The sequence below is a fragment of the Stenotrophomonas sp. As-7 genome (assembly GCF_030291015.1).
Taxonomy (GTDB): domain Bacteria; phylum Pseudomonadota; class Gammaproteobacteria; order Xanthomonadales; family Xanthomonadaceae; genus Stenotrophomonas; species Stenotrophomonas lactitubi.
This window is the reverse complement of sequence record NZ_CP127405.1, coordinates 4162499-4186113: the sequence shown is the minus strand read 5'-3', so window position 1 is coordinate 4186113 and position 23615 is coordinate 4162499. Positions and strand designations below refer to the sequence as shown.

The window sequence follows — 23615 nt, the reverse complement described above, 5'->3', positions numbered from 1 at the left end:
TTCGGCGGCAGCAACAGGCAAAGGAAGTTCGGTCACGCGGGCGTCCGTCGGGCAGCAGGGCGGGCAGGCGCGGTGATGGCCGCACCGCGCAGACGTTAGCAGGTCGCCCGCGTTACTGGGCGGCCTGGATCAGCGCGTCGACATCCAGCAGGTGGCCGGCGCGGTCGGCCTTGGTGCGCAGGTAGTGCTCGTTCTCGGCGGTGATCTCGCCGGTCACCGGAATGCAGTCCAGCACTTCGATGCCGGCGTTGCGCAGGCGTTGCGCCTTGGTCGGGTTGTTGCTGAGCAGGGCAACGCGGGACACACCCAGCCCGCGCAGCATCGCCACCGCGCTGCCATAGCGGCGTTCGTCGGCGCCGAAGCCCAGCTGCGCATCGGCGTCGATGGTATCCAGCCCGTCATGCTGGTAGCCGTAGGCGCGCATCTTCGCGGCGATGCCGGTACCGCGGCCTTCCTGGTCCAGGTACAGCAGCACGCCACCGCCCAGTTCCTTCAGCTTGCGCAGGCCGCGACGCAGCTGGTCGCCGCAGTCGCACTTGAGCGAACCGAACAGGTCGCCGGTGAGGCACGACGAATGCACGCGTACCGGCACCACGGCGGACAGGTCCGGTTCGCCGACGATGATCGCCACCTGGTCGCGCTGGGCGACGCCGCCGCGGAACACTGCGAACGTGGTCATGCCGACATCACGCAGCGGCACCGGAGAACGCGCCACCAGTTCGTAATCATGTGCGGCATGCGCAGCGCCTTCGGCCAGATCGCACAGGCCGACCTCGGCGGCGCCATCGAAGGTGTTGTCGGCCGCCTCAAGGCGCACGGCCACCATCGCCGGCAGCAGCAGGCCCAACCGGGCCAGTTCCACCGCGCCGGCATCGAACGCATCGCCTGCGCTCCAGGCCGCGGGCATCGGCCCTGGTTCGCGCAGGTAACCCAGCGAGGGCAGGGCATCGAAGGCGACGCCGGCCAGTGGCAGGCGCGCGCCCTCGGATGCCTCCACGCCGAGCACGCGGGCGCGGGTGGCGGTCAGGTACAGGTAATGGCGCTCGCGCGCGGCGCTGGCGAAGGCGGCAAAGCTGCTGGCAGTAGCGCTGTCCAGCGCGATCACCGCCAGGCGCTGGCCCTGGCCATCGTGAAGCAGGACCGGACGACCGGCGCGCAGTTCGGCGACCGCGCGCTCGCAGCGGATCGCCGCCGGATCACCGAACAGGGAGGAAGCAGACATGGCAGGACCGGGGGAGGCGGACATCGGTGTCTCTATGGGGGCGCCAGCGTCGTATTCAACGTGCTGCGGCGGTGTGTCGCAGGCCGGGTGCAGCGGCTTTCAGTGCGGATGCTCGTCGGTCGCGTACGGGTCTTCCTCGCCGCTGCCCGGTGGCCGCAGCGTATAGCGCTTGTAGGTCCACTGGTACTGCGCCGGGTCGCGGCGGGCGATGCGTTCGATACCCGCGTTGAGCGCGGTGGCGGCGACCTGCGGGTCCGGGTCGGCCACGGCCGGGTCGGTCGGCTCGATGTGCAGGGCGAATTCCATGTCCGGGCCGATGCGCTCGCACCAGCCATACAGCACCGTCGCGCCGGTGCGCTCGGCCAGGCGGTTGACCAGGGTCATGGTCAGTGCCTGCACGCCGAAGAACGGCACGAACACCCCGTCGCCGGCCTTGGGCTGCTGGTCGGGCAGGATGCCGGTGGCACCGCCGTCCTTGAGTACCTTGAACAGCTGGCGCACGGCCGGGCCCTCGGCGCGCACCTGCTGCACGTTGTGGCCGCCGCGCACGATCTGCAGGAAGGCATCGCTGGCCTCGTCCTCCGGTGGCTTGTAGACGATGGCGATCTGCCCGCGCGAGGCCAGCCACTGGTTCAGCAGCTCCCAGTTGCCGTAGTGCGGGGCCGCCACGATCACGCCCTTGCCGCTGGCCAGCGCCGCGTCGTACAGCGCCTGGCCGTGGCGCTCCTTCAGGTACAGGCGCAGGTTGTCTTCGGGCTTCCGGCTCCACAGGCGCAGGGTCTCGATGGCCTGCAGGGCGGTGGAGCGCAGCAGGTCGCGCTGCAGGCGGTCACGTGCCGGCGCGTCCAGCTCGGGGTAGGCCAGCTCCAGGTTGCGGCGGGTGACGCGGCTTTCGCGGGCATCGAGGCGCACCCACATCCAGGCCAGGGCACGCGCGAATCCGCGCAGCAGCGGCCAGGGCAGGCGGGCGAACAGGGTGGTGGCGCGGTAGACCAGCCGGGCTTTGCGGTGTGGATTCATCTCCCCCAGTTTAGCCAAGGGCGCTGCTATCGTGGCCGGCCCCTTGCCTGGAAGCCCGCCGATGCTCGTCCTGATTCAACGTGTCAGCCAGGCCGCCGTGCATGTGGAAGGTGAGGCGGTAGGGCAGATCGGCCCCGGCCTGCTGGCCCTGGTCGGCATGGAGCCGGGCGATACCGAGGCCCAGCTGCAGCGGATGGCCGAACGCCTGCTTGGCTACCGTGTGTTTGCAGATGAGGCCGGCAAAATGAACCGCTCGCTGCGTGATACCGGCGGCGGCCTGCTGCTGGTCAGCCAGTTCACCCTGGCCGCGGACACCCGTTCCGGCATGCGGCCCAGCTTCACCAGCGCGGCACCGCCGGAGGAGGCTGAACGCGGGTTCAATCGATTTGTCGGGATCTGTCGTGAAAATCACGCGCCAGGGGTGGAAACGGGCCGCTTTGGTGCCCATATGGTCGTCAGCCTGGTCAATGACGGTCCCGTGACCTTCCTCCTCAGGCCCTAGGCCACCGGGACCACCGCCCGGCAGGCCGGGCCCCGGGCTGGTATAATGCTACGTTCCCTATTTCCCCCTAGCCGGTGGCGCGAGCACTACATGGCCAACGAACGTCCTGCCCAATCCGAAATCAAGCAACTGATCAGCAAGGGCCTGGAACAGGGCTACCTGACCTATGCCGAAGTCAATGACCATCTGCCGGACGACATGGTCGACCCGGAACAGATCGAAGACATCATCGGCATGATCAACGGCATGGGCATTGATGTCCATGAAGTTGCTCCGGATGTGGAAACCCTGCTTCTCAACGACGGCAACACGGGCAACCGTGAGGTCGACGACACCGCAGCCGAAGAAGCGGCCGCCGCGCTGAGCGCGCTCGACACCGAAGGTGGCCGTACCACCGACCCGGTGCGCATGTACATGCGCGAAATGGGTACCGTCGAGCTGCTGACCCGCGAAGGCGAAATCGCCATTGCAAAGCGCATCGAAGAAGGCCTGTCCCAGGTCCAGGCCGCACTCGGCCAGTTCCCGGTGTCGGTCGAATCGCTGCTGACCGATTACGAAGCGCACAAGGAAGGCCGCAAGCGCCTTGCCGAAGTGATCGTCGGCTTCAACGACCTGACCGACGACGTGCCGGCTCCCGCCGCTGCCGTGGCCGATGACGCGGACGATGCCGACGCGGACGCCGACGAGGAAGAAGACGACGTCGACGGCGGCGATGAAGAAGCAGCACCGACCGGTCCGGATCCGGAGGAAGTCGCCGCGCGCATGCAGGCGCTGGCTGATGCCCTCAACGCCTTCAAGAAGGCGGCTGCCAAGGGCGACAAGAAGAACCTGCTGAAGCTCCGCGAGGAGATGTCGGCGGTGTTCGTCACCCTGAAGCTGCCGCTGCCGCTGACCGACGTGCTGACCAAGCAGCTGCGCGACACCATGGGCAGCGTCAAGGCCCACGAGCGCCGCGTGCTGAACCTGGCCACCGTCACTGCCCGCATGCCGCGCAAGGACTTCATCCGTTCCTGGGAAGGCAACCAGACCAACCTGGAATGGGTGGAAGACGCACTGAAGCGCAAGCAGAAGTGGTCTTCGGCGCTGCGTGAAGTGAAGGACCAGATCGTGTCCGAGCAGCAGGCCACCATCGATATCGAGAAGGTCACCCTGCTGGACCTGGACGAGCTGAAGGAACTCAGCCGTGCCATGGCCTACGGCGAAGCCAAGGCGCGCAAGGCCAAGAAGGAAATGGTCGAGGCCAACCTGCGCCTGGTGATCTCCATCGCCAAGAAGTACACCAACCGCGGCCTGCAGTTCCTCGACCTGATCCAGGAAGGCAACATCGGCCTGATGAAGGCCGTGGACAAGTTCGAGTACCGCCGCGGCTACAAGTTCTCCACGTATGCGACCTGGTGGATCCGCCAGGCCATCACCCGTTCGATCGCCGACCAGGCGCGCACCATCCGTATTCCGGTGCACATGATCGAAACGATCAACAAGTTGAACCGCATTTCCCGCCAGATGCTCCAGCAGTACGGCCGCGAGGCTACGCCGGAGGAGCTGGCCAAGGAAATGGACATGCCGGAAGACAAGATCCGCAAGGTGATGAAGATCGCCAAGGAGCCGATCTCGATGGAAACCCCGATCGGCGACGACGAGGATTCCCATCTGGGCGACTTCATCGAGGACACCAACGTGGAGTCCCCGATCGAGAACACCACCAACATCAATCTGTCTGAAACCGTGCGCGACGTGCTGGCCGGCCTCACCCCGAGGGAAGCCAAGGTGCTGCGCATGCGCTTCGGCATCGACATGAACACCGACCACACCCTCGAGGAAGTCGGCAAGCAGTTCGACGTGACCCGCGAGCGCATCCGCCAGATCGAAGCGAAGGCCCTGCGCAAGCTGCGTCACCCGAGCCGTTCGGAGCAGCTGCGCAGCTTCCTGGATATCGATTGATCTCCAGGTAGTGCCGAGCCATGCTCGGCAACTGCTTCTGTCGAGAGAAACCCCGCTTCGGCGGGGTTTTTCTTTGGGCTGGGCGCCGGATGGCGAGGGTGCCTTCTGTAGAGCCGAGCCCATGCTCGGCTGCTCTCCCACGATGACGTTTTGGCCAATTCTTCGTCGTCTCCAATCGCCAAGATTCGCGCCTTTTGACGCAACCGGCTTGAGCATTGTTGAGCAATAACGCGCGACTCCGAGCGACGGGCAGGAGTTGGCCAGGTCGATCCCCAAGTGCCCCAGTACGTCGAGCTGTTTGAGCAGCCATGGCTCCCGCAAGCCCTGTCGCAATCAACAATTGAAGCCACTACCTTCTCTTCCACACAGTCCCCGCAGGTGCTCAACACACCGTCGTAGGAGGGCTGTCTGCCTAACAGCAGGCAATCGAGGGTCAAGCCGCATCACTCGCCACCCAAGCGAGCCGAAAGGTTTCTGGCCGGGTGGCGCGCAGTCATACAAGACCCCGCAAGGGGAAAAGCTGCGGGCGGCCCTACGACCGTGTTGAAGCACCCGGCCGCCTCTCTCAACAGGAGGCGTAGGAGGTTCGACGAATCGTAGGAGATCCAAGATGAGACTGAAGACGATAGCCGGCAAGAGTGCTGGCGAGCGGGGTTGTGCAGATGCCTGTGACTTCCCGCCGCTGCTGGACTGGGAAGAAGTGATGAAGGATGAGCGGGAGGATCGGCTGGGGTTTGCCAGGCGCGCGACGTTCGCGCTGCTGACGCAGTCTGGCGCAGGATTGATCGAAGGCTTCGGTAGCGGCAATCAGAAGGGACTGGAGGGGGCCATGAGGGCAGTGGCGCTGTTCCAAGCGCATCTGCAGGAGATGGATCGGCTCGCTGGGATAGCCGAGAAGCGGTTGCTACATGTTGCTGAGGCACTCGCGAATGCCGACTGAGTAGCCGATTCCGGTCGTGCTCCACTACACTGTGACGCTGTGCAGGGCCTATAGCTCAACGGTTAGAGCAGGGGACTCATAATCCCTTGGTTCCAGGTTCGAATCCTGGTGGGCCCACCAAAAAAGGCACTTAGGCTTCTGCCCAGGTGCCTTTTTTGTGCCGCAGGGAAAACTGCACGGGAAGAATCGGCGCTCGCGCGGTGGTTTCACGACTGGCACGTCGTGATCGTAGCGACCCGTAGTGGTTGGCGATTTGTGTCCGGCCGCATCCTGCTTGTCGCCATGGTTGCCCTCGGTGCCGGTAATTCCCCGGTGCTTTCGACCGTGCATCGAGAACCGCTCATCCTCGGCGATTACTCCCTCGCTCATCGCCATGCGACTGAAGCGTTGCCAAGCGCTGGACATGCCGGCATCGAGATGACCGGTCACTACTTCGACGTAGCCGATCTGGACTGCCCGGCCTGTAACGAACTCCGCGCCTTCGACAAGCCGCCTGCGGGCGGCTCATCTTCGGCCTGATCGCCCAGGCGGCTAGCTTGCCTGCTGTCTCCGCGCCGTGCCCCAGCGCTTGGGTAGCGCAAGCAGAGGACGCTCAAGCAGAGCGTGCACGATGTAGCCAGCGACGCAGCAAGCGAACGCGCTTGCCACCACGAACATCAAGTGCCCGGCCCAGCCAGGCGCTGGCGAGAACATTGCCCAGACGCGCCCCATGGCTGATATGACAAAGATGTGGGTCAAGTACAGCGAATAGGACGAATCGCCCAGCAGAGTCAGCCAGCGCGGCGCCTGCAACCCGCCCCTGGCTTCCCAGACAACAGCGCCAGCCAGCAGGAGCACAGCAGCACTGCCAAAGCATGCGACCCGAGTGCCGACGGCCATTGTCGCTGGTCCTGCCTCGGGTAGCGCTACTGCTGCAGACACGGCGACTGCGACGCCAGCGACGATCAACGGCAATCCCAGCCGTGCCGGGATATGACGCCAGTAAAGCCCGAGCAGGGCACCGGCGATGAATTCATAGGTCAGCGGGTTGGTGACAAGAACGTGGGCGGGCGTAGTCGGACCTGGCGGCAACCATGGCGCAACGCCGATGGCTGCTGCCCAGAGCAACAGAAAGGCCGGCACGAAGCGCTCCGGTACAAACGCGATGACACCGGCGAACACCAGATAGAAGTAGGCCTCATGCACCAGCGTCCAGCCCACCGTCAGTACGGGCAACTGGGCGTGAGGAATCAGCAGATAGGAGGCCAGCACGCTCTGGCCGGCATACGAACTGTTCACCATTGAGGGAACCACTGCCATCAGCGCCACGACGAGGGTGGTGAAGATCCAGTACATCGGCAGCACACGCCAGGCACGCTTGACCAGGAACTGCGCACTCGCGCCCGCCTTCGTATAACGACCGGCGGCGATGGTGGTCATCACGAAGCCAGACACCACGAAGAACAGATCGACCCCGGCATCGGCATACCTTGCCACCGCGTCGAGCATCGCCGGGCCTTGCAGGTATTTGATTTCGACACCGCGGAGATGGAACAGAACTACGGCAAGCGCTGCCACGCCGCGCAGGCACTGTAGCGAGTCCATTCGTTGCTGCGTGCCCATTCTTCGCGCTCCATGTGGGGCCGCATGCTACCACCTGACCGCGCCGCACTGCATCGTCAGGACAGGGACGAGCAGCCCGAGCCGTGCTTGAAACGCCCCGCCGCGCCCGCGCCCGCACACTTCAGCGGCCGCGGCAGATTCAAGAAGATTCCCGTGCGGAATCCGTCAGAACCTACCCGCCAGATCCTGATCCCGGAATGCGTCGGCAACGTAGTCGACAAAGACCCGCGTCTTCGGCGGCAGGTAGCGGCGATTGGCGTAGTAGATGGAGATCGGTCCGCCGTCGGCTGACCAGTCCGGCAGCAGTTGAATCAGCTCGCCGCGCTGCAGGTAGGGCAGGGCATGCGAGGTCGCCACGAAGGCGGCGCCAAGACCGAGAGCGGCTGCTTTGCACAGGCCGCCGGGGTCGTCGAAGATGATGCGCTCACCGACAGGGGACACGGCTTCATTGCCGTGTTCGTCCCGCAGCATCCATTGCACGAGTCGCCCCGTGCGCGTCGAGCGCATGTCGATCAGGTCGAGTCCGGCGAGGTCCTGTGGCGACGCGGGAGGGCGCCGTGCCTTCATGTAGGCGGGCGATGCAACTGCCACGATGCGTACGCGGGCGAGCGTCCTGGAGATGGTGCCCGGAGTCAGCTCAGAGCCTCGCCCTATCGCCGCGTCGTAACCTTCGGCAACCAGGTCGACATGCCGGTTGTCCAGCTGCCAGTCGATCCTGATCTTCGGGTATGCCGTCAGGAAGCCAGGCAGCAGGGGCAGGACGTAATCCATGCCGAACACGCTCGCCATGCTGACCTTGAGGACACCCGAGGGCTCCTGCTGCTGGTCGGAGGCTTCGGCAATCGCATCCTGCAGGCCCTCGAGGTTGGACCGGATCGAGTCCGCCAAGCGCTCCCCGGCTTCGGTCAGTGTCAGCTTGCGGGTGGTCCGATGAAAGAGCCGGACCGCAAGATTCCGCTCGAGCATCGCGACATTGCGGCTGACCGCTGAAGGCGTCAGCCCCAGCTGCTTTGCGGCCGAGGAGAAGCTTCCCGTGGCCGCCGCCCGGGCAAAACACTCAAGGTTGGACAAGGTCTCCATGGAGGCATTCTCAATCAATCCTCACAAGTGATTCAACCGATTGATGACTACCCGGAAACAGTAGGTGCCCCGATCCTAGCCGTGCCGCCAGACACGCGGCGCCTCTCCCCATTCTGGATATGCCATGACCACGCAAACGCTTCCGCAGAATCTCACCGAGCAGTCGTCACAAACCCGCATGGTGCTGGACCGGCATCTGGAGGCCTTCCGTCTGGGTGATGTGGACCGGACCCTGGCGGACTACGCGACGGACGCCATCATCATCAATGGGACGGGGTCTGTGATCAAAGGACACGCAGAGATCTACGAGACCTTCGTGCAGGTCTACCGTGACTACTTCCCGGACGGCACGCGCAACATGACCATCGATGAGCTGGCCGTCCATGGTGAGGCCGCCTACATCCGCTGGCGCGCGAAGAACGCGATCATGGCGACCGATACGCTCATCGTCCGCGATGGCAAGATCGTCATCCAGACCTTTGCAGGCCTCTTCAGGGAATAGGCATCGATCAGTACTGGTGCTGGCTTGCCTTCAAGCGATGCAGGCGGTGCCGTCGGCATCAATCAAAAACGTAATCCGCTTTGCCCGGGGGCACTTCGACCGCATCTCCGCGCCGCACCAGCTCGTCGATATCCACCGCCTGTGTGGCGAGCGCATCGTGCGCGTCGAAGTCCCACTTCTGCCTGTACTCGCGTGCCAGCAGATCGCAGACCGCTTTGGCCTGCTGGTGCGTGTCCATGCTCTCTGCACGATCCATCAGTTGATCACGGTGGATCTGGCACAGCGTGAGCTGGTGCGCATCTTCGGATCGCTCGCGTTCCCAGGCAATGTCGGGCAGGGCGGAGAGTGCGGAGGCAAGTGCGACGGCAATCAGGGGCATGATCCGGTTCCGGGCAGTGGCGAAACCGGAGCGTAGGCGATGGTGCGTGGCGATGGATATGCAGCGGGATGCACGTTTTACTGGGTGTTCACCATTCGCTGGGGAATGGTTGCAGTGTGCAGATGGCGTTCTCCACGCATGGCGTGGAGCTACTGGAGGCGACGAGGCGCTACTGGTTCTGGAACACCGCCAGCTGCGCTGCGAACGCGCGCTGATACGCCGGCCGCTCCGTTGCGCGGGCGATGTAGGCGGCCAACACGGGATACTCATCGACGATGCCGCTGCTCTGCAGCCGCAGCAGTACCGACACCATCAACAGATCGCCGGCGCTGAAGTCTCCATCCAGCCACGGTGCATCGCCCAGTCGCGCCGACAGCTCCCCCAGCAGTCTGCGCACGCGCTCGTCCAGCATCACCAGCCGCTGCGCATACCAGGGTTGCTCGCGTTCCAGCACCCACGCCATCGAGCGTTCGACGATTGGCGGCTCAACCGTGTTCAGTGCGGCGAACATCCAGGTGATCGCACGCATGCGTGCGCTCGCATCGTCGGGCAGCAGCCCAAGGTGCTGTTCGGCCAGGTGCAGAACGATCGCGCCTGATTCAAACAGCACAATCTCGCCATCCTCGTAAGTGGGAATCTGCCCGAAGGGATGCCGCGCCAGGTGTGCCGGCTGCTTCATCTCCTCGAAGGAGAGTAGATGGACGTCGTACGCTACGCCCAGTTCTTCCAGCGCCCAGCGCACGCGCATGTCGCGGGCCAGACCCTGCCCGCGGTCCGGGGAATGCTTGAATGCGGTCAGGATTGGGGTCATCGGGTTGCCCATCGGCGATAGCCGACCTGATTGGCCGGCCTTCTCTCAATCGACGTGCGAGAAACCCTGGAATCGACACAGGTGATCGCCCAGCACGCAGGTCATGGCCGGCAGGATGAACGGTTCACGTGGCGCGGTTCGCATGGGATGCGTGGTGACGCGATACTGCCCTTCTGCACACCCTTGGGGAAGTACGTGAGCACGTCCAGACTGCCGAGGATCGTTGGGTTCGACGTGCCGCGCCTTCACCAGCAGGTCGATGCAGCTGCCGATGAAGCGATCACTGCGCTTCTGGACCAGGCGCCCGATGAACAGTGGACTGATCGCTTCCTGCAGCACTGCGCGACGCTGGCGTCGCAGCTTTCATTGGCGGAAGTAAAGGTGGAGGGCACCCGCATCGCCTTCCATGGCTCCATCGCCGATGCGCGTGCCCTGGCCGATGCTGTGATTGCGCTGGTGAACCGCTTGAACGATCAGCTGATGCAGGAAGGCAACCTGCACGCAGGTGAGGAGTGAGCTGCCCGCAGGGCGTGTCAGCCTGCTTGCGGGACCAATGCCGGGCCGGACAGACGAGCCCAGCAGCCCATCGCCATTTCCGCCGAGCCCGGGTGGCCACGCAGGCTGGTGCGCAGTGCGAGCCGTGACTGCAGGTCGGTGAGCCACGCCGTGCGCGTGCCGTGTGGGTTGCGGACGTAGATGTCGCACGCCAGGCGGATGACCGGTGCGACCTCGTGGCGGAAGTTGATGGCGGGCAGATCACCGGTCTGGAACGCGGCCTGCCAGTGCTGCAGCTCGCGCTCGACGTCAACGAAGTCCTTGTTGGTGATGCGTTCCATGAGACTTCTCCTGTTGGAACGCCAACGTATACCTCCGCGTGTCAGCACCCTGTGTTGGAGCTGCCGGTCCGTTCATGGTGGCTGTTCATTATTCGCACGATCCGATGCAGCTGCGTAACCGGCCGACGCACACAGTGGCGTTGCAGCAGATCGCTGCGGTGGAGCAAGACATGAACAACAACACGCAAGGCCAGACCGACCGCAACAACGCCTCGACCGATACCAAGCAGGCTGCCCAGCAGGGGCAGACCGATGGCAACGAACTGGGCGGTGACCAGAAGCAGGACGGCAAGCAGCGCCAGCAGGAACAGCAGCAGGATGGGCAACCGAGCGGCCCGCAGAAGTCCGGACAGGAACAGAAGAGCGATCAGGGCCGTGACACTCGCCGCTGACCAGTAAGCAAAGAAAAGGCCGCGCGTTGCGCGGCTTTCCTGTGTCCAACGTTCTGGAAGAGCGCTGATGCCATCCCATGCCCGTGCGGTAAGCCTGATGACGAAGATCATGTACCAGTGCCGACCGGCAAGGACGACGACGATGGCGCGATGCCGCGCCTGCCAGGCACCCAGTCCGGGTGGCATGGAGTGTGCCCGTTGCCTCACCGAGGAACTGGGCGGTGTGATCGGCAACCGCGGCGCTGCTGCGCGGTGGCTGGATTCGTTCCTGAAGGTGCAGCAGGACGAGGCGTTCGTCTTCGTCTGCGTCAAGCGCGTTGAGGAAACCGCGTCGACGGGTCGCAGTCTGGAGTGACATTGCGCAGGCGTATGCTCGAAGTCCAATGGGAGCGAGCGTCATGTCTTTTCAGATCAACCTCTATGACAGGGACGGACGCGGGCTTCGCCTTCCCGATGGATGGTGGATCGACCTGCACACCGATCCCCCCGCGCTGGTCAACGGCGCTGTCCGCATCGATCTGCCGGCGTCCACGCGCAACGAGCATCCTGATCTGCAACCTGACGTCCTGAACCGCCTCCGCTGCCGCATTGAAGGTGCGCAATGGCTAACCTGACCTACCATCCGCCGCTGGGCGTGCGCTGGCTGACATTTCGTCTGCGCAACGGCCAGTCCATCGGTCCGGAGAAGCTGCGGGCCGTGTGGTCCGATGCCGCCGAGACCAACAACTGTTCGGTCCGGCGCGAGCATGTGGAGGGTGCCGGTTTCGTTTACGCGTTGTATGCACCCAGCGGGCTCTGTGTTCCGCGCCGCGCGGAACTGCGCATGCGGCTGTTGCTGGAAGAAGCGGGCTACGCGTTTTCGATGGGCGTGCTCACCGGCAGCCATCCTGCCTACGGTTGAGTGCACGGTGATCTGATTGGCCCCCGAGGTTGCTAGACTGCGCGCCCCGCGCGTCGCCGCAATCACGGAAGATTCCCATGCCCAAGCTGTCTGCTCTTGCTGTTCTCCTGGCGCTCGCTGTCTGCACGACGGGCGCACGCGCCGATGAACAGGACAGCGCGTCGACCATCGCGTTCAAATCGATCAGCCCGGTGCTGAATGCTTTGATCAACGCCGATGATGCGCAGGAACTGATGCAGAAGGCCGAGGAGGACGACGCCACGCTGCTGCAGTCGCTGGCGCTGTACTTGGCGGCAACCCGCGAAGACGCAACGTTGGCGTTGGCGCCGTACCGCGCAGCGGCATTGTTCGCTCGCCGCGGTGACGATGCGCTTGCCGAGCGCTATCTGCGTGAAGCCGACGAGCGTGGCATGTGGTTCGCGCCCGCGCTGGCCGACAACGATGACTTCGAGCACCTGCGCGGAACCAAGTTCTTCAAGCAGGTGCTGGCCAACACGCAGGCACGCTACGCGCAGGTGTCGGCCGGCAAGGTGGGCGCCATCTCGGTACTGCAGCCTTCCAAGGGTGTTGCGATGCCGGCCTGTGCGCCGGTACTGGTGTGGCTGCACGGCTACGGCATCAACGGACACCTGGACAGCAGCAAGCAGCCACTGGCCGATGCCGGTGTGGTGCTGCTGGGCATCAACGGTACGGAGATGCGCGAGTCGTTCGACAGCTTCAGCTGGACCGGCCCCTATGAAGGCACGCACACGGTGGTGCAGAAGGGGCTGGATACACTGGCCGCGCGCCGGTGTATCGATCGAAAGCAGGTCTACCTGATGGGTTTCTCGCAGGGCTCGCAGCATGCCGGTGCATTGCTGGCGCAGCACCCCGATGACTACGCCGGTGCATTGCTGGTGTCGCCGGGCGGTTGGCGCCAGCCGGTGCCTACGCAGAGCAGCGCACACGGCAAGCGCGTGTTCGTCATCAATGGCGAACAGGAAGGGCCGGCGAACCAGAAGATGAGCGCGGATTTCCGCGCGCTGTTCAGCGACGGCAACGAAGTGCGTTCGCGCACGCATGGCGGCGGCCATTTCTATCCGGACGACTGGAAGACCTCGTTCCCGCAGGCCATTCGCTGGTTGATGGGCAAGGACGGCTGAGTGCTGATTCAGATGCAGTGAAGACGCCGCGTCGCCCGCGTGATCCAGTGGGGTGCCGTTGGGCAGCATGATCGCCGCATCAATCGGTGCTCACCCGCGAACCACGCGCACTCGGCCAGTCTGGTGTCGCAGGCAACGGATACCACTGTTGTCCTTTCCCCAACGAGGAGACTACACATGAGCACCCAGTCCACCATCGAGCATCGCCTCAACGACCTGATCGAGATCGCACGTGATGGCAAGTCCTTCTACGAGGAAGCCGCAACGAAAGTGAAGGATGCCGAGCTGTCGGCATTGTTCGTCCGCATCGCCGGGGTAAAGGGGCGCATCGTGTCCTCGCTGAGCAGCTCGGTGGCCGCCACCGGTGGCAAGCCGGCAGAGCACGGCACCATGGTCGGTTCCATGCAGCAGTTCTACGGCAAGGTGCGCGCTGCCTTCGGCGATACCAACTACGGCTACGTGGCCGAACTTGAAGAGTCCGAGGATCGCCTGCTGGGCGCGTTCAAGGACGTGCTGAAGGACAACGACCTGCCGCCGGCGGTACGCCAGGAAGTGACCCAGTGGCTGCCGGAAGTGCAGGAATGCCATGCGGTGATGCGTGATCGCAAGCACGCGATGAAGGCTGCCTGATCGCATCTGGCGATCGCCCCCCACATCGCCACGGCCAGGGCGGCTTCGTGCTGCCCTGGTCGTTTCTGCACCTGTCATCTGCGCTCAGGCGCGTTTCCTGAGCAGGGCAACGGCCAGGCTGGCCAGCGTCGCCGCAGCCGCGGCGGTCCACAGGGACGCGGCAAAGCCTTGGCTGTACATCGCCCGTGCGAGATCGACCGGGGCTCCCTTGGTCAGCGCACCCGTGGCGATGCTGTCGGCCAGGCACATGACGTCGTCTGCGGGAACACGAGCCGACAGTCCGGCGCGGATGCCGACGGTCAAGGCACTGGAGAGAACCGTGAAGCCGAGCAGGATGCCGACGAAGCGCGTCGTAGCGCTGATGCCCGAGGCCATGCCTGCACGATCCCGGGGTGCCGAGCCGATGATGGCCTTGGAGGTTTCGCCGTTGAGGATGCCACCGCCTGCGCCGATGATGACCATCGCCAGCAGGGCCATCGTCGGCATGTGGTGCCACGCGCCGATACCGGCCAGCGCGTTGCCGGCGGCAGTGATGGACAGGCCGATGGCCAGCACCATCTCACTCGGGAACCGTCGGCCCAGGCGCCTGCCAACGCTTGGGAACAACAGCATTGCCGCGGCGAACGGCAGCATGCCTGCGCCCGTGGCCAGCGCACTCAGGCCGACGCCATTCTGCAGGTACTGCGGCAGCATCGAGGCCATCACCTGCGCGCTGACCGCGTAGCCGATCATGGCGATGAGTGCATCGACGAAACGCGGGCTTGCAAGCAGCCGCAGGTCGACCATCGGATGCCGACGCTTGAGTTCGATGCAGGCAAACAGCGCACCCATCGCGATGCCCAGGCCCAGGCCGGCCAGCGCCACTATCGATGTCCATCCCTGCGCGAGCCCTTCCACCAGGAAGAACACGATGCCGAAGATCGCCATGCTGAAGGTGATGATGCCGGGCGGATCCAGTGGGCGTACCACCGTGTCGGCGGAGTCGGGTACCCAGCGGACCGCACCGTAGGCCAGGAAGGCGAGGAAGGGCAGGATCGCGATGAACACCGATCGCCATCCCCACAGCGAGGACAACAGTCCGCCGATCAGTGGCGAGAGCACCATCATCATGCCCATTGCCGTGCCCCAGAAGGCCCAGGCATCGTCGCGTTGCTTGCCCTCGTGGAACTCATGGCCGATCACCGACAGTGACGGCGCCAGCAGAAAGGCTGCTCCCACGCCCTGGAACGCGCGGGCCAGATACAGAGCGCTGGCCGTGGGTGCCAACGCACAGGTCAGCGATGAGATGGCGAACAGTGCGATGCCGATCAGCAGTACGCGCCTGCGACCATGGCGATCGGCAATGGCACCGGCAGGCAGCAGCAGCGAGGTGAAGGACAGGATGTAGCAGCTGATCACCCATTCGATGTCGGCGAAATCAGCCTGCAGATCCCGCGCGATGGTCGGCAGCGCGACGGCCACGGCGTTGGTTTCCAGCACTGTCATCGTGCAGCCGAGCGAGGCGATGATCAGGATCCAGTTGGGCGGCCTGCGGCGGGGAGGGGAGAGGGGCACCAGGTACTCGGGTGGAAGAAGAATGCCCATTCAAGCAGCTTCGATGGTTTGTTTCATTGCCCATGTTCTTGAAGTACGTTAGGTCAAAGCTAACGATCGGACGCGCATGGACCGTCGACATCTGCAGTACTACGTCGCACTGGCCGAGGAGCTGCATTTCGGACGCGCCGCGCTGCGCCTGGGCATCGCTACGCCGACGCTGAGCGTGCAGATCCAGGAGATCGAGCGTCGCCTGGGTACGCCCTTGTTCGATCGCAGCCGACGCGAGGTCACGCTGACCTCGGCCGGCGCGATCTTCCTGGCCGAAGCGCGCAACGTGCTGCGCCAGTTCGAGCAGGCAGAGGCCGTGGGCCGCCGCGCCGGTCGTGGCGAGATCGGCAGGATCGAGATCGGTTACGTGGGTTCGGCGGTCCATGCGGGCGCGCTGCAGGAGCAGTTGCAGCGGTTCCGCAGCGCCTCGCCCGATGTGGTTCTGCAGGTCGGCGAATGGCCGATGGCCGACCTGCCGGACCTGCTGCTGGACGGTCGCATCGATGTGGTGTTCTGCAGGCTTCCTATGGAAATTCCCGATGCGCTCGGTTCGCACATCCTGATCGAAGACCAGTTCTGCGTAGCGTTGCCGGCATCGCACCCGCTGGCCCGCGCGGCGTTGCCGGTGCAGCCGGCGTTGCTGGCGAAGGAGGCGTTCATCATGCCGGAGCAGCCCGCAGGCACGCTGGAAGTCGCCCGCCGTGGCGGATTCGTGCCGGACATCCGCTCCCGTCCCGGCCATCTTGCCGCCGTACTTGCCCAGGTCTCGGTGGGCGATGGGGCAGTGGCGATCGTACCGTCGGTACTGCAGCGGACACTGTTGTTGCCGGGCGTGGTGTATCTGCCGATCGCCGGGCCGGTCATCGCCTCGACCATCGCTGCGCTGTACCGTGAACAGGAAACGTCGCCGGTGGTGCGTCGGCTCATCGAGCAAGTGCGGTGCACGCCCTCCCGACGCATCGACATGCTGCCCTTGCCCTGACGCCGTGCCGGACGCCGTTGCCGGTTACCCCGTAATTGCCTTGCTACACTGGCCGCATTCGATCTTCCACCGGATCATCAGATGAACAACGGGAACGGTCCGCAGACAGTCCGCTGAGCCGCAACAACGATACGCACGTTGTTGCGGTGGTCTTTACCTGCGATTTCCACGCACTGGGTTGATCACCGCCGGATTCCCTCCTGAGCGGATGTTTCCCCATGTCTGATCGAAAAGCCCTTCGCTGGGCCCATTCCCTGCCGGCCGCCATCGCGTTGATGGCTCCCTTCGACCTCCTGGCCTCGCTGGCCATGGATATCTACCTGCCTGTTGTATCGGCCATGCCGGATGCACTCGGCACATCGCCTGCCATCATCCAGTTGACGCTGAGTCTGTACATGCTCGTACTCGGGCTGGGTCAGCTGATCTTCGGCCCACTGTCGGACCGGATCGGGCGACGGCCTGTGCTGCTGATGGGCGCGCTGCTGTTCACGCTGGCGTCGTTCGCGCTCGCCGCGTGTAGTGGTGGTGCGGGGTTCCTGGCCTGGCGCGGCGTGCAGGCGATCGGTGCGTCGGCGGCCTTGGTCGCCACCTTCGCGACGGTGCGCGATGTGTATGCCGATACGGCCGAGGGTGTCACGCTCTACGGTCTGTTCGCCTCGATGCTGGCATTCGTGCCGGCACTCGGTCCGATCCTCGGCGCATTGATCGCCTACGCGCTGGGTTGGCGAGCCATTTTCATCGCGCTGGGCGTGCTGGGGCTGCTGGCAGGCGTGCGTGCATGCAGGGACTGGCAGGAGACGCGGCCACCGCAGCACGGCAACGCATCGCCCGCCTTCGCGCGCATCCTCGGCAATGCCGGGTTCTGGGTCCACGCAGTGGGATTCAGTGCGGCGATGGGCACGTTCTTCGTGTTCTTCTCGATCGCCCCGCGAGTGCTGATGGGGCGCGCAGGCTATTCGCCGATGGGCTTCAGCCTGGCCTTCGCGACGGTTGCGCTGGTGATGATCGTTACCTCGCGCTTCGCCGCGTGGTTCATCGGGCGATGGGGCATGGGTGGCAGCTTCCTGCGTGGGTTGATGGTGATGATCGGCGGCGTGCTGGTCATGGCGATGGCGGCGATGCTGCCGCCTTCATTTGCCACTATCGTGTTGCCGATGTGGCTTGTGGCCATCGGCATCGTGATGGTGGTGGCGGTGGCAGCCAACGGTGCACTGCGTGATTTCGCCGATGCATCCGGCGCGGCGGTGGCGCTCTACTACGCCGTGCAGAGCCTGATCGTGGCCACGCTTGGCACGCTCGCGACGCTGCTGCTGCCGGGCGACACGGTCTGGCCGCTGGTGGCCTATGGACTGCTGCTGCCGTCGCTGAGCCTGGTTGGTCTGCTGATGCTGCGACGGTCGTGAAGTGAGCAGCCAGCATCAGAAAGGGATGGATGAGCGTGTTACTTTCCCGCCTCGGGCAATCGAACGCGCTGTGTGGATCGACTCTGCCTCCCTGCTTTCCTTGCCATTGTCCAGGTCGCTGCATGACACCATCCTTCCGCAAGCCCCAGATCGCGATCCTTGGTAGTGCCGATCCCGGTTCACTGGCGTTCGACCTCGCTGCACAGGCGGGGAGATTCCTCGCCGAAAGTGGAATCACCCTGGTCAGCGGCTGCGGCAGCCCGGCCACGCGGGTGGCAGCCGAGCATGCAGTCGCAGCTGGCGGCACGGTGCTGAGTGTGATTCCGGAAGGCAGCATGCCCGCAGCGGACTGGCCGGCAACGGTGGTCGTGCCCTGCGGCATGGGCGATGCCCGCAATCTCATCATGGCCCTGGCCGGCGATGCCTGCATCGTCATCGGCGGGCGCGCAGGTACGATTTCCGAGGTATGTCTGGCCTGGCTGCACAAGCGGCCGTTGCTGCCGCTGGTGGGCGCGGGTGGCTGGTCGGATGGTCTTCCCGGCAACCCTCCCGATGAGCGCGGGAACTCGCCGATACTGCCGTGGCACGACATCGCGGAGCTGCGCGCGCAGCTCCGCCATCTGCAGCTGCTGGCAGGCTGAACCGGCACTTTCACTTCCTCTCCCGTACACGCGGGTAGGGTGATCCGGCCTGGAGTCACCAGGCCTATCAAGGAGTGATATCGATGCGAGCCATCAGGAAAGTGATCGCTGCTGCAGTGTTTGCACTTGCGTGTACCGGTTCGGTGGCGGTGGCCGGTCCGGTGCAGCCGTGCGACTTCCCGTGCTGGAAGGCGTACCAGGCCTGCGTTTCCGGCGGCGGTGATGCCATGGAGTGCCAGTTCGAATACGATCGCTGTGTCATGGACAGGTGCGGCGCCGTCTGAGGCCTGCATACCGTTCGCATTGGGGGGCCCGAACCATGGGCCCCTTTCCACCCGGCCGCAGGCACGTGGTCCGCGGTCGTGATCGTCTGGAGCCGCCACATGGCTGTAAAACGCGTCGTCGCCAACATCGCCAGTGCCGATCCTGCGCAGGCGGCTGCGTTCTACGGAGACATCCTCGGCATGGACATCGTGATGGACCACGGCTGGATCGTCACCTACGGCGGGCAGGGCACAGCACTGGCACAGCTCAGCGTCGCCAGCGAAGGCGGATCGGGTACGCCGGTGCCGGATCTTTCGATCGAGGTGGACGACCTGGAGGGCGTGCTCGAACGCCTGCGACACGCGAACATCGCGCTTGAATATGGCCCGGCCGAAGAGCCATGGGGCGTGCGTCGCTTCTACGTGCGCGACCCGTTCGGTCGCCTGTTGAACATACTCGCCCACCGCTGACTGGAAGACCGCGGCCAATCCGCCCTTCGACGCTGGCAGTGATCGCTCAACCCTGTTGGTTGCCGCCAGGCTTGCCGGGCATGTTCTGCTGTTGCTGTTGCTGTTGCTGGCGGGCACTGGCATGCCGTGCATGCCCACCTTCACGCCCGATCGCGGCCATGTGCTGGCGATCCTGGCTGATCGCTTCACCGCCCTTGCGGCCCGCCACGCGGGCCTCATCCGGGCTGAACTGGTGCGCATTGCCGGATGCGTGTGCGGCGCGTCCGCCTTTCGACGCGATCGCGCGCTGTTTGTCCTCGTCCATCGAGGCGAAGCCACGATTGCTGCTGCCAGTGCGTGAGTTGGCCATTGCCGATCTCCGGAGGTGGAATGGGATGCCGCCATCAGCGACGGCTTCATGCTCCACATCGGGGGCTAACGGCAGGTGGACGTCGGCCACATTGGACTCACATGCCCTGCGCATGCGTTTGACAACCCGTTACCGCGCAGGGAGCGCCGAGACCAGCAGCCGGTCAACACGGCGGTGAGCGGTGGCACCCTGTCACGGTCGAGTATGGGCCATCGGCCTGATGCGGATGGCATGCAGAATGTCATCGGTTCCTATCGCCGATGCCATCGGGCTTGCCTAGAATCGGTATATCCCGGTAGGTCCCGGGCGCTGTCGAGTGAATGGATTCAATGAAGATTCTGTTGACCGGAAGTTCCGGGCGGATAGGGCGCGCGATCTTCGGTGCGCTGGCGGGTGCCAATGAGGTGGTGGGGCTGGATCGCAGTCCCTTCGCCACCACGCGGGTGATTGCCGATGTGACCGACCGCCGGGCGCTGGAGCGCGCTGTGCAGGGGGTCGATGCCGTGATCCACACCGCGGCACTGCACGCACCCCACGTGGGCCTGGTACCCGACGCGGTGTTCCAGCAGATCAACGTGGAGGCCACCGCGAACCTGCTGCAGCTGGCACGCGAGGCTGGCGTGCAGCGCTTTGTGCTGACCAGCACCACGGCGTTGTACGGCCATGCCGTGGTGTCCGGCGGCTGTCGTTGGATCGACGAGGACACCGAGCCGCTGCCACGCACGATCTACCACCGCACCAAGCTGCAGGCCGAGGCCGCTGCCGAAGCGGCGGCCAGTGCAGCATTCACCGTGCGCGTGCTGCGGATGGCACGCTGCTTCCCCGAGCCTCCTGATCGCATGGCGATGTTCCGCCTGCACCGCGGTATCGACGCGCGCGACGTGGCCAGCGCGCATGCCGCGCTGCTTCACGATGAAGGCGCACCCTTCCAGCGCTACCTCGCCTGTGCGCCGACGCCGTTCCGGCGCGAGGACTGCCTGCAGCTGGCGGCCGATCCGCGCCAGGTGCTGGCGCGCCGCGCGCCGCAGCTGCTGGCCGAGTTCGAGCGCCGTGGCTGGCCGCTGCCGCTCAGCATCGACCGGGTCTATGACAGCAGCCGGATGCGCGCAGCGCTGGGCTGGCAGCCGCGTTTCGGTCCAGAGGACGTCCTGCAGCAGTACGCCGCGGGCAGCATCGAGGTCCTGCCCCGCGCGGAGTGGATCCGCGACCGCGTGGCCGAGTAGCACGGGCCGCTGTCGACGGCCGCAGCTGAGCAGGTTCAGGTTTGTGCGTGCGCTGAGCCTCAACCTCGCCCGGCCATGGCCGCTAACCCGGTGCGCGCTTTCCTGCGCCGGGTTCCGATCCGGCAGGGCAGGCGGCCCGCGCGATGGATCGCGCATCTGCGCGGTGCCCTGGTGGCACCGGTCGACCTGAACTGCCTGCGGATCCTCCCATGTCTTCTTCCCGTTCCGTCGCTGCCCGTCGCCCCGGCAGCATCGCCCACAAGCTGATGCTGGGCACCGCGGTGATCGCGTTGCTGTGCTTCGGCGCGACCGCGTTCCTGATCTATCACCAGGCCAGTTCGGCGCTGGTGTCGTCCTCGCGGCAGACCATGGCCAGTGAAGCCCGTGCCGAGGCGCGCCAGGTGGCTGCCGACCTGGGCACGGCCTTCGCCAGCAACGATGCGATGGTGGAAACCGTGCTGGCCCAGCGTGCGCGCGGTGATGCGCCTGATCGTGCCAGCCTGGCCAACGTCATCGGCGAGCAGCTGCATGCGCACCCGGAATGGCTGGGCAAGAGCACCATGTGGGAGGCCAATGCCTTCGACGGCAAGGATGCCGAGTTCGTCAACAGCGAGGCGCACGACGCCACCGGCCGTTACATGAGCTACTGGGCCTGGCAGGACGGCAAGCCGCAGCAGTCGACGATGACCGACTACACCGAGACGCCCAGCGGCTCGGGCAACTGGTACATGGTGCCCAGCCGCGACAAGCTGCCGCTGGTCAGTGAACCGTATGCCTACGACATCGGCGGCAAGCAGGTGCTGATGAGCACGCTGAGCACGCCGATCGTCGAGAACGGTACCTTCCTCGGCGTCTTCACCGTCGACTTCTCGCTGGACGCGCTGCAGAAGCACCTGGCCACGCTGACGCCGATGGGTGCCGGCCGTGTCGAGCTGCTGTCGCCGAAGGGCGTGGTGCTGGCCTCGGCCGATGCTGCCGAGATCGGCAAGGCGCGCACCGATGCCGCCACCCTCGGCATGCTGGCGCAGATCGCCGCTGACAAGACCTACGAAGCGTTCGAGCCCGACGCTGCCGGCAACGTCCGCCTGTACGTGCCGTTGCAGGTGGGGGACGCGCCGCAGCGTTTCGCGCTGGGTGTGGTGGTGCCGCACGCGGTGATCATCGCGCAGGCCCGCGAGCTGCTGTGGATCATCCTGCTGGTGGGTGTGGTGGCCGCGCTGGTGCTGAGCGGCGGTGTCTACCTGCTGCTGCAGCGGCTGGCCGTGCGACCGCTGGCGCAGGCGGTGCGCATTGCAGGCGATGTTGCTGCGGGCAAGCTGGATACCGCCATGCCGGCGCTGGGCAACGATGAAGTGGGCCGGTTGCTGGACGCGATGCAGGGTATGCGTGGCCAGCTGCAGGCAGTAATGGCCGCACAGGCGGAAATGGCGCGCCGCCATGATGCCGGTGAAATCAGCTACCGCATGGATGCCTCGGTGTTCCCGGGCGAGTACGGCCGCATGGTGGCCGACAGCAACCAGCTGGTGGCCGACAGCAACGCGGTCACCCAACGCCTGGTTGAAGTGATGCAGCGCTACGCGGTGGGCGACCTGAGCGTGGACATGGACGCACTGCCGGGCGAAAAGGCGGTATTCACCGCTGCCATGGCAACCACCAAGAGCAACCTGGCGGCGATCAACGAGCAGATCCAGCAGTTGGCCGCCGCCGCAGCAGCGGGTGATTTCGCGGTGCGCGGCGATGCACAGCGCTTCGAGCATGATTTCCGCCGCATGGTGGAAACCCTGAACACCATGATGCAGGTCAGTGACCACAACCTGGCCGCGCTGTCGACGCTGCTGCGCGCCATCGCCGCCGGTGACCTGAGTACGCGGATGGAGGGTGACTTCCACGGGGTGTTCGCGGTGATGCGCGATGATGCCAACAGCACCGTGCAGCAGTTGACCCAGATCGTCGGCCAGATCCAGCAGTCCGCATCCAGCATCCGCTTGGCCGCAGGCGAGATCGCTTCCGGCAACAGCGACCTGTCACGCCGCACCGAGCAGCAGGCGGCCAATCTGGAAGAAACCGCCGCGTCCATGGAGGAACTCACCTCCACCGTGCGCCAGAACGCCGATCATGCCCTTCAGGCCAACAAGCTGGCGGCCTCGGCCGCGGGCGTTGCCAGCGAAGGCGGGCAGGTGGTCAGCCAGGTGGTGCAGACCATGGAGCAGATCGAGACCTCTTCGCAGCGTATCGCCGAGATCATCTCGGTGATCGATGGCATCGCTTTCCAGACCAACATCCTGGCATTGAACGCGGCGGTGGAAGCGGCGCGCGCGGGCGAACAGGGCCGTGGCTTTGCCGTGGTCGCCAGCGAAGTGCGCGCGCTGGCGCAGCGCTCGGCGGGCGCTGCCAAGGAGATCAAGGAGCTGATCGACGCCTCGGTCGGCCATGTCGGTGCCGGTGCGCAGCTGGTGCATGGCGCCGGCCGCACGATGCAGGAGATCGTCGGCCAGGTCGGCCGGGTCAACGAGATCATGGCCGAGATCTCGGCCGCCTCGCGCGAACAGTCGGCCGGTATCGAACAGGTCAACCAGACCGTGGTGCAGATGGACGAGACCACCCAGCAGAATGCTGCGCTGGTGGAAGAAGCCACCGCTGCGGCGCGGGCGATGGAAGAACAGGCCGAGCAGCTGGCGGTGGCGGTGTCACGCTTCCGCCTGCAGGCCGACACCCGCCCCACGGCCACGTTGCGCGCTGCCTGACCGGGGCCGTGAACGAAGACGCCCGGCCAAGGCCGGGCGTCGATGTGCTGCTGCG

Annotated in this window: 28 protein-coding genes and 1 tRNA gene; 20 read left to right on the top strand and 9 right to left on the bottom strand. The window is 65.2% G+C overall.

Going from position 1 to position 23615, the window contains the following annotated elements; genetic code table 11:
* Positions 1-112 precede the first annotated feature (112 nt).
* Complete coding sequence (gene ribA, locus QP457_RS19110; protein ID WP_205405552.1) at positions 113-1246, bottom strand: GTP cyclohydrolase II RibA; 1134 nt, start codon at positions 1244-1246, stop codon at positions 113-115.
* 75 nt (positions 1247-1321) lie between these two features.
* Positions 1322-2242 (bottom strand): lauroyl acyltransferase, encoded by a 921-nt coding sequence (locus QP457_RS19105; protein ID WP_205405551.1) that lies wholly within the window; start codon positions 2240-2242, stop codon positions 1322-1324.
* A 61-nt stretch (positions 2243-2303) separates the two neighbouring features.
* Here QP457_RS19105 and dtd point away from each other — a divergent pair, with 61 nt between their 5' ends.
* The 5 genes from dtd (at position 2304) to QP457_RS19080 (ending at position 6144) form a co-directional block, all read left to right on the top strand.
* Positions 2304-2744 carry a D-aminoacyl-tRNA deacylase gene (gene dtd, locus QP457_RS19100; RefSeq protein WP_180165429.1) on the top strand — a complete coding sequence of 147 codons (441 nt, stop codon included), beginning with the start codon at positions 2304-2306 and terminating at the stop codon, positions 2742-2744.
* 90 nt (positions 2745-2834) lie between these two features.
* Complete coding sequence (rpoD, locus tag QP457_RS19095; RefSeq protein ID WP_180165431.1) at positions 2835-4685, top strand: RNA polymerase sigma factor RpoD; 1851 nt, start codon at positions 2835-2837, stop codon at positions 4683-4685.
* 610 nt (positions 4686-5295) lie between these two features.
* On the top strand, positions 5296-5625 hold the full coding sequence (locus QP457_RS19090; RefSeq protein WP_205405550.1) for a hypothetical protein: 330 nt from the start codon (positions 5296-5298) through the stop codon (positions 5623-5625).
* Between the two features lie 44 nt (positions 5626-5669).
* Positions 5670-5745, top strand: a tRNA-Ile gene (locus QP457_RS19085).
* Between the two features lie 102 nt (positions 5746-5847).
* On the top strand, positions 5848-6144 hold the full coding sequence (locus tag QP457_RS19080) for a hypothetical protein (protein ID WP_205405549.1): 297 nt from the start codon (positions 5848-5850) through the stop codon (positions 6142-6144).
* Positions 6145-6156: 12 nt separating this feature from the next.
* Here the strand turns inward: QP457_RS19080 and QP457_RS19075 are convergent, their stop codons facing one another.
* Complete coding sequence (locus QP457_RS19075) at positions 6157-7227, bottom strand: acyltransferase (RefSeq protein WP_205405548.1); 1071 nt, start codon at positions 7225-7227, stop codon at positions 6157-6159.
* Positions 7228-7392: 165 nt separating this feature from the next.
* Positions 7393-8307, bottom strand: coding sequence for a LysR family transcriptional regulator (locus QP457_RS19070; protein ID WP_205405547.1), 915 nt, complete (start codon positions 8305-8307; stop codon positions 7393-7395).
* 124 nt (positions 8308-8431) lie between these two features.
* Here QP457_RS19070 and QP457_RS19065 point away from each other — a divergent pair, with 124 nt between their 5' ends.
* The gene (locus tag QP457_RS19065; RefSeq protein WP_205405546.1) at positions 8432-8809 is read left to right on the top strand and encodes a nuclear transport factor 2 family protein; all 378 of its coding nucleotides are present in this window, start codon (positions 8432-8434) and stop codon (positions 8807-8809) included.
* Positions 8810-8867: 58 nt separating this feature from the next.
* On the opposite strand, the gene QP457_RS19060 is transcribed toward QP457_RS19065, so the two are convergent.
* Positions 8868-9188 (bottom strand): hypothetical protein, encoded by a 321-nt coding sequence (locus QP457_RS19060; protein WP_205405545.1) that lies wholly within the window; start codon positions 9186-9188, stop codon positions 8868-8870.
* 169 nt (positions 9189-9357) lie between these two features.
* A complete protein-coding gene (locus QP457_RS19055) occupies positions 9358-9999 on the bottom strand; it encodes a glutathione S-transferase family protein (RefSeq protein WP_205405544.1) in 642 nt (213 codons plus the stop codon).
* A 30-nt stretch (positions 10000-10029) separates the two neighbouring features.
* On the opposite strand from QP457_RS19055, the gene QP457_RS19050 reads away from it, so the two are divergent.
* Entirely contained in the window at positions 10030-10515 is a 486-nt protein-coding gene (locus tag QP457_RS19050) for a hypothetical protein (RefSeq protein WP_240196587.1), read from the top strand.
* Between the two features lie 17 nt (positions 10516-10532).
* On the opposite strand, the gene QP457_RS19045 is transcribed toward QP457_RS19050, so the two are convergent.
* Entirely contained in the window at positions 10533-10835 is a 303-nt protein-coding gene (locus QP457_RS19045) for a hypothetical protein (protein WP_089237115.1), read from the bottom strand.
* A 170-nt stretch (positions 10836-11005) separates the two neighbouring features.
* On the opposite strand from QP457_RS19045, the gene QP457_RS19040 reads away from it, so the two are divergent.
* The 6 genes from QP457_RS19040 (at position 11006) to QP457_RS19015 (ending at position 13900) form a co-directional block, all read left to right on the top strand.
* Positions 11006-11227 (top strand): hypothetical protein, encoded by a 222-nt coding sequence (locus QP457_RS19040; protein ID WP_205405543.1) that lies wholly within the window; start codon positions 11006-11008, stop codon positions 11225-11227.
* Positions 11228-11369: 142 nt separating this feature from the next.
* Positions 11370-11582, top strand: coding sequence for a hypothetical protein (locus tag QP457_RS19035; protein WP_240196586.1), 213 nt, complete (start codon positions 11370-11372; stop codon positions 11580-11582).
* Between the two features lie 43 nt (positions 11583-11625).
* On the top strand, positions 11626-11841 hold the full coding sequence (locus QP457_RS19030) for a hypothetical protein (protein WP_205405541.1): 216 nt from the start codon (positions 11626-11628) through the stop codon (positions 11839-11841).
* Positions 11829-12128, top strand: coding sequence for a hypothetical protein (locus QP457_RS19025; protein ID WP_025879032.1), 300 nt, complete (start codon positions 11829-11831; stop codon positions 12126-12128). Before QP457_RS19030 ends, QP457_RS19025 begins: the two co-directional genes overlap by 13 nt.
* A gap of 77 nt (positions 12129-12205) precedes the next feature.
* Positions 12206-13270 carry a hypothetical protein gene (locus QP457_RS19020; protein ID WP_205405540.1) on the top strand — a complete coding sequence of 355 codons (1065 nt, stop codon included), beginning with the start codon at positions 12206-12208 and terminating at the stop codon, positions 13268-13270.
* Between the two features lie 177 nt (positions 13271-13447).
* The gene (locus tag QP457_RS19015) at positions 13448-13900 is read left to right on the top strand and encodes a PA2169 family four-helix-bundle protein (RefSeq protein ID WP_205405539.1); all 453 of its coding nucleotides are present in this window, start codon (positions 13448-13450) and stop codon (positions 13898-13900) included.
* Between the two features lie 84 nt (positions 13901-13984).
* Here the strand turns inward: QP457_RS19015 and QP457_RS19010 are convergent, their stop codons facing one another.
* Positions 13985-15484, bottom strand: coding sequence for an MFS transporter (locus QP457_RS19010; RefSeq protein ID WP_240196585.1), 1500 nt, complete (start codon positions 15482-15484; stop codon positions 13985-13987).
* A gap of 76 nt (positions 15485-15560) precedes the next feature.
* Between QP457_RS19010 and QP457_RS19005 the strand changes: the two genes are divergently transcribed.
* The 5 genes from QP457_RS19005 (at position 15561) to QP457_RS18990 (ending at position 19244) form a co-directional block, all read left to right on the top strand.
* Positions 15561-16466 carry a LysR substrate-binding domain-containing protein gene (locus QP457_RS19005; RefSeq protein ID WP_205405538.1) on the top strand — a complete coding sequence of 302 codons (906 nt, stop codon included), beginning with the start codon at positions 15561-15563 and terminating at the stop codon, positions 16464-16466.
* A gap of 218 nt (positions 16467-16684) precedes the next feature.
* Complete coding sequence (gene cml / locus QP457_RS19000; RefSeq protein ID WP_205405537.1) at positions 16685-17869, top strand: CmlA/FloR family chloramphenicol efflux MFS transporter; 1185 nt, start codon at positions 16685-16687, stop codon at positions 17867-17869.
* A gap of 122 nt (positions 17870-17991) precedes the next feature.
* Entirely contained in the window at positions 17992-18510 is a 519-nt protein-coding gene (locus tag QP457_RS18995) for a Rossmann fold nucleotide-binding protein (RefSeq protein ID WP_108268308.1), read from the top strand.
* 83 nt (positions 18511-18593) lie between these two features.
* Entirely contained in the window at positions 18594-18794 is a 201-nt protein-coding gene (locus tag QP457_RS21620) for a hypothetical protein (protein WP_088101443.1), read from the top strand.
* Between the two features lie 99 nt (positions 18795-18893).
* Entirely contained in the window at positions 18894-19244 is a 351-nt protein-coding gene (locus QP457_RS18990; protein ID WP_180165491.1) for a VOC family protein, read from the top strand.
* Positions 19245-19290: 46 nt separating this feature from the next.
* On the opposite strand, the gene QP457_RS18985 is transcribed toward QP457_RS18990, so the two are convergent.
* A complete protein-coding gene (locus tag QP457_RS18985) occupies positions 19291-19593 on the bottom strand; it encodes a KGG domain-containing protein (RefSeq protein WP_205405536.1) in 303 nt (100 codons plus the stop codon).
* 329 nt (positions 19594-19922) lie between these two features.
* Here QP457_RS18985 and QP457_RS18980 point away from each other — a divergent pair, with 329 nt between their 5' ends.
* Both QP457_RS18980 and QP457_RS18975 read left to right on the top strand, forming a co-directional pair.
* Positions 19923-20816: an NAD(P)-dependent oxidoreductase gene (locus QP457_RS18980; protein ID WP_205405535.1), complete on the top strand. Its 894-nt coding sequence runs from the start codon at positions 19923-19925 to the stop codon at positions 20814-20816.
* Positions 20817-21025: 209 nt separating this feature from the next.
* Positions 21026-23560 carry a methyl-accepting chemotaxis protein gene (locus QP457_RS18975; protein ID WP_180165494.1) on the top strand — a complete coding sequence of 845 codons (2535 nt, stop codon included), beginning with the start codon at positions 21026-21028 and terminating at the stop codon, positions 23558-23560.
* The last annotated feature ends 55 nt before the right edge of the window (positions 23561-23615 follow it).